This window comes from Pedobacter hiemivivus (genome assembly GCF_004331685.1).
Taxonomy (GTDB): domain Bacteria; phylum Bacteroidota; class Bacteroidia; order Sphingobacteriales; family Sphingobacteriaceae; genus Pedobacter; species Pedobacter hiemivivus.
Window position 1 is genome coordinate 1 of sequence record NZ_SJSM01000018.1, and the last position, 17,744, is coordinate 17,744.

A 17,744-nucleotide genomic window follows, 5' to 3' on the forward strand; every position below is an offset into this window, starting at 1 on the left:
AACTTCACGGCTACTTGTGCATTTGTTCAATGCGCAGTATAGCATCGTTATTAAATGGGTATAAGTGTCAAAATGCTTATAGTAGTGATCGTGTTTACCGGCACGGGCAATGGATTTAATCTTGCCCCGATCCAGCAAATTTAACAGTTGATTTAGTATGGGCTGTCCGGTAAAAAATATACTTTTGCTCATGTTGATGTTTTTAAGTGTGGTAACTCAAATATATCAACAATGGGCTAGCTTAACAGCTAGCCCAAAATTTTATCCGGACAACAGTGAAATAAATTCAGGATGACGACCATACAAGCGTACCACAAAAAAAGCCCGCAATCAGATTACGGGCCTTCCAGTTTTAATTATGAATCGTTTCTTTATTTTTAATAACAATACTTATTAGCAGCGATCAATTGCTGTGCCACTTTTTGACGTGCATCTTTAACATTAAAAGCCTCCATTTTAGTGAACCTTCTCAGTCCCACCATCATCATTCGCTGCTCATCCCCCTCTGCAAAAGCCCATAAAGCCTCTTTACCCGCTTTCTGAATTGCATCAACCGCTTCAACAAAATAAATACGCATCATGTTCAGCTGGCCTTCGCAAGCCGCCTCTCCGCGTAAGCTTACCAGTTTCTCTGTCCGCAACATCGCCGACTCCGCCACATATACATAACTGGCCATATCTGCAATATTCATCAATATCTCCTGCTCTTTAGACAAGCTCATCATCAGTTTCTGCACAGCAGCACCAGCAACCATTAATGTCGCTTTTTTCAGATTCTTAATGATCTTCTTCTCCGCAGCAAAAAGTGTATCGTCTTCTTCTCCAAAATCAGGGATCGACATCAGTTCGGCAGCAACAGCAGTGGCAGGTGTCATCAAATCCAACTCCCCTTTCATTGCCCGTTTCAACATCATATCCACAGTCAACAACCTGTTGATCTCGTTTGTACCTTCAAATATCCGGTTGATCCTTGCATCACGATATGCCCGATCCATTGGTGCCTCGGCCGAAAAGCCCATACCACCATAAATCTGCACACCTTCATCCACTACATAATCCAAAACCTCAGAACCCCAAACCTTCAATATCGCACATTCGACAGCAAACTGCTCTGTAGATTTCAACTTCGCTTTACCCGCATCCATACCGCCAGCAACTAAGGTTTCATAGGCATCGTCAATATTCTGACCTGCACGATAATTTGCAGATTCAACAGCATAAACTTTAGTTGCCATTTCGGCTAGTTTATACCTGATCGCTCCATACTTAGAAATCTGACGATCAAACTGAATACGCTCATTTGAGTAATTCACAGCCGTATCAATCACCGCTTTCGAAGCGCCAATTGCAGCTGCAGCCAATTTAATTCGACCTATATTTAAAATATTAACCGCAATCTTAAATCCATTCTGACGCTCAGAAAGCATGTTTTCAACCGGTACGGGACAATCGTTAAAAAACACCTGTCTGGTTGATGAACCTTTAATTCCCATTTTATGCTCTTCCGGATTCATGGTGATGCCACCAAACTCACGCTCCACAATAAAAGCAGTTAAATTCGCATCATCATCAATCTTTGCAAACACAATAAAAATATCAGCAAAGCCACCATTGGTGATCCACATTTTCTGACCATTGATCAAATAATGTTTCCCATCTGCAGACAACTTAGCTTTGGTTTTACCCGAATTGGCATCCGAACCCGAATTAGGTTCAGTCAAGCAATAAGCTGCTTTCCACTCACCCGTTGCCAGCTTAGGAATATATTTATTTTTCTGTTCATCCGTTCCGTAATACAGAATAGGCAAAGTACCAATTCCAGTATGTGCCGATAGTGCTACAGCAAAAGAATGCCCGGCACCAACCACATCAGCGACCAGCATAGAAGTATTAAAGTCTTTCCCAAAGCCACCATATACCTCAGGTATCGAAACACCTAAAATCCCCAGTTCACCTGCTTTATCCATCAACGAAGGCATTAATCCTTCTTCCTGCGCATCGATGCGATCAAGATTAGGAAACACTTCCGCTGCCAAAAAATCACGGCAGGTCTGTGCAATCATCTTTTGCTCTTCATCAAATTCTTCAGGAATAAATACCTCCTGATAAGTGGTTTCTGTGATCAAAAACTCGCCACCTTTAATTGTTTTCTTGTCTGTAGCTTCCATGTTTTATAATATTAAAGCATTTCAAAAATACCGGCTGCACCTTGTCCTGTACCTACGCACATCGTCACCATCCCGTATTTCTGTTTCCTTCTTTTTAATTCATTAAATATTTGTACTGATAACTTTGCACCGGTACATCCCAGTGGATGACCTAAAGCAATAGCGCCACCATTTACATTTAAAATGTCTGGATTGATATGTAAATCCCTTACAATAGCAAGCGATTGAGAAGCAAAGGCCTCATTTAGCTCAATCAAATCCATCTGATCTAGTGTCATCCCCGCCTGTTTCAACGCCTTAGGAATCGCATATATTGGCCCGATTCCCATAATCCGTGGTGGCACCCCCGCAATTCCATAACTCACCAACCGCGCAATAGGATCAACACCCAGTTCTTTCATTTTCTTTTCGGACACCACCAGTACAAAGGCAGCGCCATCCGAAGTCTGCGAAGAATTACCCGCGGTAACACAGCCATCTGCAGCAAAAACAGGTTTCAATTTGGCCAATTTCTCTACCGAAGTATCTGCACGCGGTCCCTCATCAGTATCCACTACATAACTGCGGGTTTTCTTTTTCATATCCGCATCCAGGTAGTTTTCATTCACCGTAATCGGCAATACCCCATCTTTTAAATGACCATTTTTAATCGCCTCAACGGCTTTTTGGTGCGACTGATAAGAAAATAAATCCTGGTCTTCCCTGTTCACATTATACTCCTTTGCCACCGCTTCAGCAGTCAAGCCCATTCCCCAGTACCAATCCGGGTTTGTTTTTGCTACATCCGCATTCGGCACAATCTTCCATCCGCCAAAAGGCATGCCCGACATCACCTCAACACCACCGGCGATGATACAATCGGCCATACCACTTTTAATCTTGGCAACCGCCGTAGCAATGGTTTCCAGTCCTGATGCACAATACCTGTTTACCGTAACACCCGGCACTTTATCTGTATCCAATCCCATTAACGAGATCATACGGGCAATATTCAACCCCTGCTCAGCCTCAGGCGTCGCATTCCCAACAATTACATCATCAATTTGTTCCTTATCCAGATTAGGTACCGAAGCTACCAGTGCTCTTATTACTTCTGCAGCCAAATCATCAGCTCTTGTAAAACGAAATACACCACGAGGGGCCTTGCCAACTGCGGTACGATATCCTGCTATAATATATGCTTCTTGCATGTCTTATCTTTTTATTAAGCTAATTAGTTTCTTAATGGTTTACCCTTGGTTACAATACTCTGTATCCGCTCTAAAGTCTTCCGCTCCCCACAAAGTGACAAGAAAACTTCTCTTTCCAGATCCAGCAAATACTGCTCTGTTACTTCTGTTGGCGATGAAAGATCACCTCCGCACATTACCCAACCCAATTTCTCAGAAATCTTTTTATCATGTTCAGAAATGTAATGACCCGAATACATGGTATTGGCACCAGCGTAAACAATACCTAAGCCCTGTTTACCTAAAACCCTAATGTCTTTGCGCCTTACCGGTTGCGTATATCCGGCATCGGCCAACTCAATCGCCTTAGCCTTCGCATCGGCAATCAGCCTGCTCCGGTTCATACTAATTGAATATTTGTCTTTTTGCAGATATCCCAACTCAAAAGCCTCCACAGCCGAAGTCGAAACTTTAGCCATACCAATCGTCAGGAAACGATCTTTCAATGCATTTTGCACAATCTGATCATCACGATATTCATCAGATGCACGCAGGGCGAATTCCTTTGTTCCGCCACCGCCAGGGATTACGCCTACACCAAACTCCACCAATCCCATATAAGTTTCCGCATTCAACTGCACATGATCGGCATGTAAGCTAAACTCACAGCCACCGCCCAATGTTAAATTATGCGGCGCTACCACTACCGGAATAGACGAATATCTGATCCGCATAGAAGTATTCTGGAACATCCTAATCGCAAGGTTCAGCTCTTCCCATTCCTGCTCAACCGCCATCATAAAGATCATTCCCACATTGGCACCTGCCGAGAAATTTGCCCCGTCATTACCAATCACTACCCCTCTATAATCTTTTTCCGCCATATCAATGGCTTTGTTGATAGCCTGTAAAGTATCACCGCCAATGGTATTCATTTTAGAGTGGAACTCCACATTAAGGATACCATCACCCAAATCAATAATAGAAGCTCCAGAATTTTTCCAGATCACCTTATTGGCTCTTAAGTTGTCAAGAATAATAAACTCTTCGGCACCAGGTACCGCTTTATAGCTTTTAGAAGGAATATCATAATACTTCCTAACTCCATCCTCTACCTTGTAAAACGAGGTATTTCCGGCAGCAAGCATTTCATGAACCCAGGCCGCAGCCTCATGTCCATATTTTTTCATGCCCTCGATAGCTTCGGCAACACCAACAGCATCCCAAACTTCAAATGGACCTAAGTCCCACCCAAAACCGGCACGCATGGCATCATCAATTCTATACAACTCATCAGAGATTTCTGGAATCCGGTCTGACACATATTCGAACAAACCAAAGAAAGAAGCCCTGAATAACTCTCCAGCTTTATCTTTCCCAGCGGCAAACACTTTCATCCTGTCGCGCACATTTTCGATGGGCTTAGTCAAATCCAACGTAGCTGACTTAACTTTTTCCTGCGGACGGTATTCCAGCGTCTTTAAATCCAAGGCTAATATTTCGGTTTTGCCTTCAGCAGATTTTGTTTTTTTATAAAAACCTTGTCCAGTTTTATCACCCAACCATTTGTTCGCTTCCATCTTCTCTACGTAAGCAGGAAGTTTAAACAGATCATGTGCTTTATCATCCGGACAATTGTCATACAGTCCTTTCGACACCTTAATCATGGTATCCAAACCTACCACATCTGTAGTCCGGAAAGTTGCCGATTTAGGTCTACCTAAAGCAGGTCCAGTAAATTTATCTACCTCTTCCACCGTCAGCTCCATTTTCTCTACCAAATGCAGCAAAGCCATGATGGAATATACCCCAACCCTATTGGCAATAAATGCAGGTGTATCTTTACATAAAACCGTTGTTTTACCTAAAAATTTATCCCCATAATGCATTAAAAAATCTACCAGTTCGGGTTTAGTATGCGGTGTAGGTATAATTTCTAGCAACCTCAAATAACGAGGCGGATTAAAAAAGTGTGTTCCACAGAAATTCGCTTTAAAATCTTCAGAACGTCCTTCGGCCATCAAATGAATTGGAATACCCGAAGTATTTGAAGTCACCAATGTTCCTGGCTTGCGAAACTGCTCTACCTGTTCAAAAACTTTTTTCTTGATGTCCAGGTTTTCAACAACCACCTCAATGATCCAGTCGTAGCTGGCAATTTTAGACATATCATCTTCAAAATTCCCAGTTACAATCTTATTCAGAACTTTTTTAGAATATACCGGAGAAGGATTGGTTTTAACAGCATTTTGTAAAGCAGTGTTTACGATGTTGTTTTTATCGCCTTCTTTCGCTGCAATATCCAGCAAAAGTACTTCTACCCCAATGTTTGCAAAGTGACAAGCAATACGGGAACCCATAATACCAGAGCCCAGTACCGCTACTCTATTTATTTTTTTGTTCATCATCTTCTACCGGAATTTTATATGCCAATGTAAGTTTGTTCAATTTCTGTAAGGTTACTAAAAGGTTACTCTTTTCAGCTACAGTCAGGTTTTTTGCCAGGTATTCATTAAAATCAATCACTACACCTTTAGCCATTTTGCGCTTTTCGTAACCATAGTCGGTCAGGAAAACTTTTACCGAACGCTTATCGCCAGCCGAAGTTTCTCTGTATATTAACCCCAATTCTTCCATATTGTTTAGCATTCTCGACAAGCTGGTGGCCTTTACACCCAGCAAGCCCGCAAGCTGAGAAACCGCAGTTCCTTCTTTATCAATATTGATGAGTACATAGCCGATGGCTTGTGTAATACCAAAACCCGAGGCAATCTGATTGTATGCATTAGATACATTCTGCCAAACCACTTTTAAAAAATAATCAATTGTTTCCTGCTGTTTCATTAAATACTATGCTTGCATAACAAAGCTATTGAATTAAAATCTATAATGCAAATACAATTATTTAAGATTTTTCGAGAAACTCAAAGTTTTAAAAAAAACAACTTTAAACCTCATCATGACAGTTAGATTTATGGTAATTTTACAAAATATTTTAAAGCACTTTAATTACTTTATGGAGCGTAAGGGCGTAAAATCGATCACCTTCTTGTTGTTTTAATATTTTTAATCCAGTAAAAACACTAAAGGCAGGTAAAATTGCACAATGCTGTCCAAAATAGAAGCATGGAAACTTTAACTGTTGTCTTGCCTTTCCATACAATACGATACCAGGATGAATGTGACCACAAATATTGTAATATTCATCCCTTTCTACGGGTTCGTCGTGTATAAACCGGAAAGGTGCACAAAGTAATTCTTTAGGATGTACTTCTATATTTAAGGCCTCGTAATCTTCGTTTTTCAAGGCATCATGATTACCTTTAATCAGCACTACTTTTAAATGGGCATAATGTCTTCTCCAATCCTCAAAAGCATTTGCATCACTATTGAGATTATTATGAAACATGTCGCCTGTTACCAGCAAGGTCTCAGGTTCAAATTCTTTCATCAAAGAAGTTAAACGATGAAGATCGGTTAGTCCTACGGTATCAGGTACCTGAATGCCCGATCTTCTAAAATGTGCAGATTTTCCAATATGCAGGTCACTAATGATGAGCATTTTTTTTGCCAGCCAAAAGATTGCCCTTTCCTTGCTGAGTATAAATTGTTCTCCTTTACAATCAATGGTCATTTTTCCTTCGATTATTTTTCTTTTTTGTCCCTGCTATTTTTTCTGATTCTGCGGTCATTCTTTCAATACGCTGACTTAACTCTTCAGAACTCATATTATCCCTTAAGCTGTCTACCTTAATCGGGAAACATAAAGGAGTATAACGATCTGTTTTAATAATAATTATTTTGCTATCCTGAATACGTCTCAAGGCAGCCGCAAGCCGTGGCTCCTCAATCTGCTGATAAAACGCTTCATCATAAGCTTGCCGCAACAACAAATTGTGTTTATCATAATCACTAAAAACATTGAAAAATAAACCTGCAGAAGATTGTAGATGTTTGTTCGCGATATATTTACCTGGATAACCCTGGAATACGAGTCCTGAAATGCAGGCTATATCTCTAAATTTTCGCCTTGCCATTTCTGTTGCATTAATACTCGCAACAATATCTTCGCTTAGGTTCACAGGACTAAAGAGTGTTTTTACATCAGCTTCATCCAGGGGTATAGGCTGCTCACTTAACAGCTCAAAACCATAGTCGTTCATGGCGATAGAGAAGGTAATGGGCTTAATCCGCCCTAATCTGTAGGCAATTAATGCAGCCATAATTTCATGTACCTGTCGACCTTCAAAGGGATAGGCAAAAAAATGATAGCCATCCCTTGTATTAATTAATTCAATGAGAAACTCATTACTTTTAGGTACATGAGAAACCTTCGCCTGGCGTTCAAACAAGGGCAAAATAAAATCCAGTTCCTCTTCACCATGAACCTCGTTTAATGTTTCATTATATTTTTTCCTGAGTATACTACCCAGATTAGCAGTTAGAGATATGCGACCGCCCATCCAACTTGGACTGATGGCTTGTTTCAGTTTACTTTTTCGAACCAGCACCATCATTTCTTTTACCATTATAAATTCCAATACTCTGCCGGCTAGTGTAAAACTACTTCCCGGCTTCATTCTTGAGATAAAAGATTCCTCAATCATACCAACATAACCGCCAGTCAAGTATTTGACTTTTAGCATTGCATCACTCACTATAGTTCCAATATGGAGCCGATGACGCATTGCAATCTGCCGGCTTTTCACTCTCCAAATACCATCCTCGTCTTTATTTACTTTTTTGAACTCATTGTAAGCCGTTAAACTATCCCCCCCAGTACTGATAAATTGCATGATCCATTTCCATTCCTGTGGTAATAATTCTCTAAATGCGTGCGTTTGTTTGATTTCAAAAAATATCTTTTCCTCATCAAAACCGTCACCTACAGCCAAGGTAACAAGATATTGAATTAAGGTATCAAAAGACATTACTACAGGTTCCCTACTTTCGATATCCTGGGTTCTTGCGGCTTCTTTAATCGCTGCAGCTTCAACCAGTTCAAGTGCGTGAGTAGGCAGAAAGTATATTCTAGAAGTTTCATAAGGAGAGTGACCACTTCTACCTGCGCGTTGTAAAAAACGGGCCACACCTTTTGGCGAACCGATTTGTATAACGGTGTCTACAGGCTTAAAATCAACCCCCAGATCTAACGATGAAGTGCAGACTACAGCTTTCAATACCCCCGTATGAATGGCCTCTTCAATCCAGTTTCTCAATTCATAGTCAATTGATCCGTGGTGAATAGCAATTAGCCCCGCCAGATCCTCATCCTGAGCCAATAAGGTTTGATACCATAATTCGGCCTGGCCCCGGGTATTGGTAAATATGAGTGTCGTTTTACTCTTATGAATGATTGGTAAAAGCTTATGCGCCAGTTTGTGGCCCAAATGTCCGGCCCAAGGCAACATATCAATATGATCGGGAAAAATAGAACGAATCTCTATTTTCTTTTCAATATCCGATTTAATGATAGTTTTTAAAATATCACCGTAAGGCACCAACACATCCATCGCCTGTTCCATATTACCTATTGTTGCAGATATACCCCATATTCTAAGTAAGCGCTCAGGGTGTTGGTCTATAAGCAGTCCCCTGATTCTTGATATGGCGAGCTCCGTCATTACCCCTCGTTTGCTGCCAAGCAATTCATGCCATTCATCAGCAACAATACATTGAAGCTGTTCAAAATAGTTGAAGGTACTTTTTTGAGCAAGTAAAAGATGGATGCTTTCGGGAGTAATGATGAGTACCTCCGGCATTTGTTTTTTTTGCTTCAGTTTTTCGTTTTGGGGAGTATCACCATTCCTAACACCTATATGCCAGTCTAGTTCAAGCTGTTCACAAACGTCAGACATTGCACGGGCAAGATCTTTGGCAAGAGAACGCAATGGGGTAATCCAGATTAATTTTAAACCTGATTTCTTTTGCTTCCCTTTTTTTTGTACAACCGCCGTGCTCGCCCGAGCTGGTAGATCAGTATTTAATTCGTCAATTATTACAGCCAGAAAAATAGAGAAAGTTTTGCCAAAGCCTGTGGGGGCATTTATAAGGCCGGAATATCCTTCGGCGTAATATTGCCAGGCATCCGTCTGAAACTTAAATGGTTTCTTCTTATCCTGTTTCAGCCATTTAATAACTTGCTTATATCCCTTGCTTTTTTCCAGCTGCATGTTCGTAAAATATCAGATTTTTTAGGTTTAAACCATTATACCGGAGGTAGTAAAGTAGCTTGTAACAGCTGTCGTAAATCATCTAATGTATTAATCTCATCTGCATTTTTATCTTTTCTCCATCTTGCGATCCTTGGGAATCTCAATGCCAAACCAGCTTTATGTCGCTTGCTTTCTGCTATTCCCTCAAAGGCGATTTCAAATACCAGTTCAGGTTTAACGGTTCTTACCGGACCAAATTTTTCAATGGCATTTTTTAGGACGAAGGCATTTACTTCTTTAATTTCTTTATCTGTTAATCCAGAATAAGCCTTAGCTATAGTGATCAGTTGGTCTCCATCTCTTACTGCAAAGGTATAATCGGTATAAAAATTTGCCCTTCTACCGCTACCTTTTTGAGCATAGATCATTACTGTATCGACAGTATAAGGGTTTATTTTCCATTTCCACCAGTCGCCTCTTTTTCTTCCGGAATGATATAATGAATCCAGCTTTTTTAGCATGATGCCCTCACTATTGAGGTCTCTGGACCGCTCTCTTAGTTTAGCCAGTTCATCCCATTGGTTAAATGGAACTATTGGAGACAACATGACAACCTGATTAGTTTTCAAATTCAAAATAACTGTCTCCAACGATTGTCTACGATTACTTAAGGGCTCTTCACGCATATCACGCCCTTTATATTCCAACAGGTCGTAGGTATAAAAGCCTATTGGGGCATCATTTAACTGATTTTTATGAATGGTTTTTCTGTTCAATCGTTGCTGCAAAATGCTAAATGCCTGCACTTTTCCATCTTTTATAGACAGTATTTCCCCATCCAGTACAGTCCCATCTTCTAATTCCTGTAATAAAAAATGGAGTTCAGGAAATTGTTCGGTAACCAGTTCTTCACCTCTCGACCAGATAAATAACTCTCCGTTACGTTTCACGATCTGACCTCTGATTCCGTCCCACTTCCATTCGGCTTGCCATTCCTGAGTTTCTCCAAGTGATGAAGGTGCTACTTCCAACGCATAAGCGAGGCAAAAGGGATATGGCCAGGAATTATCGGTATTCACATGTGTGCCCTTTATTAAGTCCCCGTAATTGATTTCCGAAGGAAGCCATTTGCCCATAATACTGTGCATAATTTTGCTGCTTTCGGTATCACTTTGTTTGGCGAGCGCATTTACCAGTATTTTATTGGATACTCCTATTCTGAAATTACCTGAAATCAGCTTATTGAAAATAAAACGCTCTGAGGTTTCCAGACTGTCCCATGCTTTTGTAATGAATTGCTTTTTAAAAGCTTCGTCCTTATCATTTAGTAAAGCGAGATCATCAACCCATTCATGCAACTTACGGTTGCTGATTGATGATGCAGGTGGCAATATAAGTGCGATGGTCTCACTGAGGTCGCCCACATTGTGATAACATTCAGCAAAAAGCCACTCTGGCACATTAGACAATTCTATGGCCCATTGTCTAATTAAGGCCGTGCTTACTGGACGTTTGGGACGCTTTCCTGTAAACATCGCAATTACATAGGGCTTATCCATATCATCCGCCTCATTAAAATAATCAACAAGGGCCAACATTTTATCGTTGGTTTTATTGCTCATCTCCAGTTGCTGTATCAATTGGCTAAACCGTTTCATCTAATCTTTATTGAGCTCTATATTCTCTTCTTCTTCCTCGTCTCCATATTGTGTTTTTACTTCCTCGGCCTCAATCCCAATTTCATTTAAATATTTACTAAAAATTGCACTATAGCCATGTGTCACAAAAACCTTTTCGGCTCCTGTAGCTTTAATTGCCGACAATAAGCCTGGCCAGTCGGCATGGTCACTTAGCGCAAATCCTGCATCTGCACTCTGCCATCTCCTACCCGCTCTAACCTGCATCCATCCAGAACAAATACCTGTTGCTGCATGAGTTAAACTCTTAATCCATTTGCCTTCGGCCATCACAGGAGGAACAATTACAATTCCCTTTTGTAGAATTTCCTTACTGGTTTCGGCGGTAATTGGAATGGTATATGGTAGGATTACGCCTGCTTTCGAAAAAACATCGTTTAAGTTAGCTATTGAGCTATGGACATATATATCTCCATAACCAGCCAGGCCTGCCATCAACCGCTGTGCTTTGCCCAAACTATAAGCCACAAGAACAGTAGTTTGATTTTTATCGCGGTTACTGGAAATCCAGTTTCTGATTTGATTGAAAATATCTTCTTGCGGTTGCCATTTATATATAGGAAGACCAAATGTGCTTTCAGATACAAAAGTATGGCATTTTACAGGTTCGAAAGCTGTACTTACGCCATCGTATTCAACTTTGTAATCGCCAGATATCACACAAATTTCTCCTTTGTATTCCAGTCGGATCTGGGCAGATCCTATAACGTGTCCGGCAGGGTAAAGACTTAATTTAACCCCATTGATATTAATTTCTTTATGATAAGGCAGGGTTTGAATATTCAGCTCTCCTAATCTATGTTGCAGGATTGGTTTACTCAATTCATGACAAAGGTAGGCCTTGTTCCCCCATTTAACATGATCGGCATGGCCATGGGTGGTAACGGCTAAATTAACCGGACGCCATGGATCGATATAGAAATCGCCTTGCTTACAGTAAATACCTTTATTTGTAAATGTGATCAATGCTATACATTTGGTTATTTATAAACCAAAATAATAAACTTATGTTTTTCTAAATGCCGAAAACCTTTGAACACTGGTGCAAAGTAAAGGACCGCTCAAAGCAAAAAATGGCCTCCTAAATAAATAGGAAGGCCATTGAAAGTTGAATACCGCTTTAGACTAGAACAAAGTAAATTCTACCCTTCTATTTTTCTGACGACCAGCAGCGGTTTTATTACTTGCTATAGGTTGTTCCAGACCATAACCTGTAGCTTCAATTCTGGAAGGATTAGCACCTTTAGCTACTAAATATCCTTTAACAGCCTCGGCTCTATCTTTAGATAACCTTTTATTTAAAGCTGCTGAACCCGTATTATCTGTATGTCCTGCTAATTTTAAGCTAAAGTTTTTCTCCACCAAAAGTGCAGCAACACGATCTAATGTTGCATGTGATTTAGCACGGATAGTCGATTTACCCAAATCAAATTCCAAGTTTTTAATTGCATCAGCAACTACCTTACGATCGGCCTCTGTGATGATAACTTTTTCCTGAACCACCGGAACAGGTACTTTCAGTGGACAACCAGAACCGTCTACAACAATTCCTGCAGGTGTACCTGGGCATTTATCAAATTTATCTGAAACACCATCACCGTCACTATCAGTCGACAAGGCTCCTACTTCAGCTTTCAACCTTGCATTTTCAGCTTTTTGGGCATCCAAATCACCTTTCAGTGCATCAGCGGTTTGCTTAGCCTTTAATGCTTCATCATAAGTTAAAGCTACGGGGTTATGCCATGCCAATTGTTTTCCTTGACCTAAAGAAAATTCTAAACCTGCATATGCGTAATTGTATTTATCATTACTACCACGATAAGTACCATCAAGGTTATCGCCATCCACAAAGTTTACAGTCCAACCTAAATCAAGGTTAACTTTTTCGGCCACCTTAAACTTAGCGCCCAATCCTACTGGAATAATCAATTCGCTAATGGTCTTACCACCTGCGTAATCTGCTAAACCACCACCGTTGGTAGAAGTTTTCACTTTATAACCGGCTAAACCAGCACCACCTGAAGCATATAACTGCACCGCACTGTTGTTATTAAACATGCTAATATTAAACAAGTTTACAACTGCATTTAAGCTACCTGAATATTCAAGACTAGTTTCAAAACCGCTAATCGGACCAGTAATCGCGACACCACTATCAAACGGTTCCGAATTGTCTCCTTTTAATTTACCTCTAACCCCGTCTAAACGTAGCGAGAAATATGGAGTAAGTTGTTTTTTAATGTACAAACCATAACCCAAATCACTTTTCCAGTTAGAAAAGTCATTCTTACCTCCAAGCGGAGAAATTGGCGACAACACACCTGCGTTTACACCTATAGACCAGGTAGAAAGCTGACTAGCCGTTTTGTCCTGCGCCTGAACAGCACTACCAAGCAATAACGCCGAGAAAGCTAATGGCAAACATCTCATTAAATTTTGTTTCATAATTGGAGGGTTAAATAATAATTAGTAGAATTTCTAAACCTGAAAATAACAATTCAATTGTCAGGCCAAGTTATAAAACCACTAATAAAACCCCAATACTCCCCATTTGCTGTGTATAATTCTATACAGAATTACCAGCCAAGCGCCTTATCGTCACCACGTTTATCTGCTCCCCCCTGATAATAACCCCATTTGGTTTTCAATATTGCATCTACCCTCCCGATACTTCCGCGCTCCAAAATTGGATAGCCTTTATTGATCAATTTCAGGGTTGTTATACTATCTAAGGCCCCTTTCTCCACATAAAGCGTATCTGGTAACCATTGGTGATGAAACTTTTTCGCATTCACCGCGCTCTGCATATTTTTATTAAATTCAATCACATTAACAATCGTCTGAAAAACCGACGTAATGATGGTAGAACCACCCGGAGTACCTACAATCATGAATAACTTCCCGTCCTTTTCCACTATTGTTGGTGCCATAGAGCTCAACATACGTTTACCCGGCGCAATTGCATTTGCTTCTCCGCCCACTAAACCATACATATTTGGTGATCCCGGCTTTACCGAGAAATCGTCCATTTCATTGTTCAACAAAAAGCCTCCCCCCTTTACCACGACAGAAGATCCGTAGGATCCATTTAAAGTGGTGGTTACAGAAACCGCATTTCCATCCCTATCTACAATAGAGAAATGTGTAGTTTCCTCATGCTCTGCTCCCTTTAATACCCCCGCCTTAATTTCCGAACTTGGTGTAGCATAAGCCCAATTAAAGTTGGCCATTCTACTTTTTATGTAGGCATCATTTAAAAGTTGCACTTGTGGAACCTTGTAAAAATCAGGATCTCCTAAATACTCAGCCCTATCGGCATATACCCTACGCTCAGCCTCAACCATAAGTTGTACTGTCGAATCCGAATTTAGTCCCCAGCGTTTCAAAGGATAAGGTTCAACAGATTTTAACAATTGAATTAAAGCAATACCACCACTTGACGGTGGTGGCATAGTCACAATACGATATTCTTTGTAATTGCCAACAATAGGCTTACGCCATATGGCTTTATAGTTTTTTAAATCCTCGGCACTGATGATCCCCCCACCACGCCTCATTTCGGCCAATAAGCTATCAGCCACCGGTCCTTCATAAAAACCGGCCTGTCCTTTATCTCTTATCTTTTCTAAAGTTGCTGCTAATTCTGGCTGCAGCAAAACATCATCCTCCAACCAGTCGGTCTCCTTAACCAGTGCTGTACCTTGAGGATTATTTTTTACAAACCTTTCCTTACGCCTGTTAAACTCGCCTGCCTGTTGCTCGCTCACCTTAAATCCATTTTTAGCTAGTGCAATGGCTGGCTCAATCAAATCAGCCCATTTCAACTTTCCATATTTCTCATGTGCAGCGACCATTCCGGCAACTGACCCCGGTACACCAGATGCCAAATGTCCCTCCAGACTTTTATCTACAATAGGGTTGCCTACCGAATCCAGATACATATCTCGGGAAGCTATTGCAGGCGCTGTTTCACGGAAATCAAGTGAATTAGTTTCTCCAGATGCTCCGCGATAAACCATAAAGCCACCACCACCTATATTTCCGGCGTTGGGATATACAACTGCCAAAGCAAACTGTACCGCAACTGCTGCATCAATGGCATTACCACCTTTTTTTAAAATATTTAATCCGACCCGAGAGGCCAATTCATTGGCGGAAACCACCATACCATTCCGGTATTCGTTGCTGTTATCCTGACCAAGCTGACCACCTACACAGCCAGAAAAAGCTACAGTTATGAACAATGCAGTAGCTACTGCGAAAAAATGATTAACCTTTAAAATCTTCAGCATCTATATAGATTTTATCTATCAGGACTGCATTCTTCTCTAGAATCACTTTTCTTTTCAAGCTCAATTTTGGCGTCAACTCTCCACCGTCAATGCTCCATTGCTTAGGCAACAAAGCAAAGCGTTTTACCTGCTCCCACTTCCCGAAATCTTTGCCGGTCAACTCAACGATCTGGTTAAACTTCTCTAAAACCTGAGCATTTTTAGCCATTTCCTCATCAGTACTGTAATTGATCCCTTTTTTAGCAGCCCAGGCTTTCAGCGCTACAAAATTAGGCACAATCAGCGCCGCCGGGAATTTACGGTTCTCGCCCAACACCATTACCTGTTCTACCAGAACAGTTTCTTTAAATTTATTCTCTATAGTTTGCGGCGCTACATATTTACCCCCCGCAGTTTTAAATATTTCCTTTTTGCGGTCTGTAATTTTAAGAAAGCGCCCCCCTACAATCTCGCCGATATCACCGGTATGGAACCAGCCATCACTATCTATCGTTTCGGCGGTCAGATCGTCGCGCATATAGTAACCTTTCATAATAGAGTGGCCTCTTGCTAAAACCTCACCATCCGCGGCAATTTTAATCTCCATCCCTTTAATCACTGGTCCAACAGTTCCAAACATGGTGTTATCAAAATGGTTAACGGTGATTACGGGCGATGTCTCAGTTAAACCATAACCTTCAAAAACAGGCATCCCTGCTGCCCAAAAAATACGGCAAAGGCGAGGATTTAAAGCAGCCCCACCAGAAACGATCACCACAATGTTTCCACCCAGAGCCTCTTGCCATTTTTTAAAGACCAGCTTACGGGCAATCCCCAGCTTAAAATTATAGAACCAGCTGTTCTTAATTTCATATTTTTCGGCAAGTGCTACCGACCAGAAAAAGATACCTCTTTTAATTCCTGTAAGCGCTTTACCCTTTTCCATAATTTTCTCATACACCTTTTCCAGCAGTCGCGGAACGGTAGAGAAAGAATTAGGTTTTACAAATTGTATATCGGCAACAATAGTCTCCATGCTCTCCGCATAGTAAACACCTACACCAGAATACATGTACAGGTACACGACCATGCGCTCAAAAATATGCGACAGCGGCAAAAAGCTCAATCCCTTTTCCACCCCCGGGGGTAAAAGTACCGCCGAATTTTCAAAGTTCTGGACCAGATTATTGTGCGTTAGCATCACTCCTTTCGGTGTTCCTGTTGTTCCTGATGTATAAATCAAGGTTAAAATATCTTCCGGTTTTACATCGTCTCTATAAGCACCTAAATGTAACTCTGTTAATTCTTCTCCAGCTTTTAACAACACTGTCCAATGCGCTGCTCCTGCTATTTCATCAAGCGTGTAAATCGTAACCGGAGTCTTTAACACTCCATTTACAGCTTGCAATTTTTTATAGATGGCTTCATCAGCAGCAAAAACTACGGTAACTTCAGCGTTTTCCAGAATAAACTTAATATCGTGTTCTGCTAGCGTGGGATATAAGGGGACCTGGTAGGCCCCAATTTGACTGATTGCAAAATCGGTAATGTTCCATTCTGGCCTATTGTGCGACATCACGGCCACACGAGATGCTTTACCAATGCCAATGCTGATCAAGCCTTTACTCAACAGATCAACGGTCTCGCAAAACTTTTCAGTGCTATATTTTACCCATACACCCTTTATTTTACCGCTAATAAATTCTTCTTTAGGAAAGTTCTCTAAGTTGTATTGGAGTAAATCAAATACTCTTGTTACCATTGCAGCCATAATATGATCAGCTTTAATTAAAGATTTGGTTAAATGATTATACATCGATTAATTCATCTGCATAACCCTTGCTTCTCAAACTTAACTAAAAATAATTAATATTTAGTGTGCATTCCTGGCCTGAGTTTACAATAAAAATGAATTATCAGGCACCCTTCTGAAGTTTGACAGGCATCACTATGAATAGGGGTTAAGTTGGGAATGAGTAGCGGATAAGTAGGGGGTTGCTTTACCCCTGCGTTACCCTTCCTTTACCCTTGCTATACCCTTGCGTTACCCCTAGGGTATAGCAACCCTAATCCAACCCTAAAGGAAGGGTATGGCAACCCGCTACTCATTCCCTACTTACCCCCTAGTCATCCGCTATTCATAGTAATCATTATACACACACATGCCTTCCAACATACAGAATGAAAAAGCCCTTGGATGAAAATCCAAGGGCTAAAAACTTATACAATAAATGGTTTTAATTACTGTTTTACAATTGTAACTTCAGTTCTTCTATTTAACTGA

12 protein-coding genes are annotated in these 17,744 nt (G+C 40.8%); all 12 read right to left on the bottom strand.

Translation table 11 applies throughout. From position 1 onward, the window contains the following. Positions 1 to 192: DUF4372 domain-containing protein (locus EZ444_RS20700; protein ID WP_131609145.1), on the bottom strand; the 192-nt coding region annotated here is incomplete at its 3' end. 185 nt (positions 193 to 377) lie between these two features. Further along, the gene (locus EZ444_RS20705; RefSeq protein ID WP_131611064.1) at positions 378 to 2,168 is read right to left on the bottom strand and encodes an acyl-CoA dehydrogenase family protein; all 1,791 of its coding nucleotides are present in this window, start codon (positions 2,166 to 2,168) and stop codon (positions 378 to 380) included. An 11-nt stretch (positions 2,169 to 2,179) separates the two neighbouring features. Continuing rightward, positions 2,180 to 3,358 carry an acetyl-CoA C-acyltransferase gene (locus EZ444_RS20710; protein ID WP_131611065.1) on the bottom strand — a complete coding sequence of 393 codons (1,179 nt, stop codon included), beginning with the start codon at positions 3,356 to 3,358 and terminating at the stop codon, positions 2,180 to 2,182. Positions 3,359 to 3,381: 23 nt separating this feature from the next. Then, positions 3,382 to 5,742, bottom strand: coding sequence for a 3-hydroxyacyl-CoA dehydrogenase/enoyl-CoA hydratase family protein (locus EZ444_RS20715; RefSeq protein WP_205945319.1), 2,361 nt, complete (start codon positions 5,740 to 5,742; stop codon positions 3,382 to 3,384). Next, positions 5,723 to 6,181, bottom strand: coding sequence for a MarR family winged helix-turn-helix transcriptional regulator (locus EZ444_RS20720; RefSeq protein ID WP_131611067.1), 459 nt, complete (start codon positions 6,179 to 6,181; stop codon positions 5,723 to 5,725). Before EZ444_RS20720 ends, EZ444_RS20715 begins: the two co-directional genes overlap by 20 nt. A gap of 151 nt (positions 6,182 to 6,332) precedes the next feature. Continuing rightward, positions 6,333 to 6,971 carry a ligase-associated DNA damage response endonuclease PdeM gene (pdeM, locus tag EZ444_RS20725; protein WP_131611068.1) on the bottom strand — a complete coding sequence of 213 codons (639 nt, stop codon included), beginning with the start codon at positions 6,969 to 6,971 and terminating at the stop codon, positions 6,333 to 6,335. Continuing rightward, on the bottom strand, positions 6,961 to 9,510 hold the full coding sequence (locus tag EZ444_RS20730; RefSeq protein ID WP_131611069.1) for a ligase-associated DNA damage response DEXH box helicase: 2,550 nt from the start codon (positions 9,508 to 9,510) through the stop codon (positions 6,961 to 6,963). Before EZ444_RS20730 ends, pdeM begins: the two co-directional genes overlap by 11 nt. Positions 9,511 to 9,545: 35 nt before the next feature. Continuing rightward, positions 9,546 to 11,150, bottom strand: coding sequence for an ATP-dependent DNA ligase (locus EZ444_RS20735; protein WP_131611070.1), 1,605 nt, complete (start codon positions 11,148 to 11,150; stop codon positions 9,546 to 9,548). Continuing rightward, the gene (locus EZ444_RS20740; protein ID WP_225874790.1) at positions 11,151 to 12,155 is read right to left on the bottom strand and encodes a ligase-associated DNA damage response exonuclease; all 1,005 of its coding nucleotides are present in this window, start codon (positions 12,153 to 12,155) and stop codon (positions 11,151 to 11,153) included. It abuts the gene before it with no gap. Positions 12,156 to 12,314: 159 nt separating this feature from the next. Continuing rightward, a complete protein-coding gene (locus EZ444_RS20745; RefSeq protein ID WP_131611072.1) occupies positions 12,315 to 13,634 on the bottom strand; it encodes a DUF6089 family protein in 1,320 nt (439 codons plus the stop codon). Between the two features lie 131 nt (positions 13,635 to 13,765). Then, on the bottom strand, positions 13,766 to 15,481 hold the full coding sequence (gene ggt / locus EZ444_RS20750; protein ID WP_131611073.1) for a gamma-glutamyltransferase: 1,716 nt from the start codon (positions 15,479 to 15,481) through the stop codon (positions 13,766 to 13,768). After that, positions 15,459 to 17,231, bottom strand: coding sequence for an AMP-dependent synthetase/ligase (locus EZ444_RS20755; RefSeq protein WP_131611127.1), 1,773 nt, complete (start codon positions 17,229 to 17,231; stop codon positions 15,459 to 15,461). Before EZ444_RS20755 ends, ggt begins: the two co-directional genes overlap by 23 nt. Positions 17,232 to 17,744 lie beyond the last annotated feature (513 nt).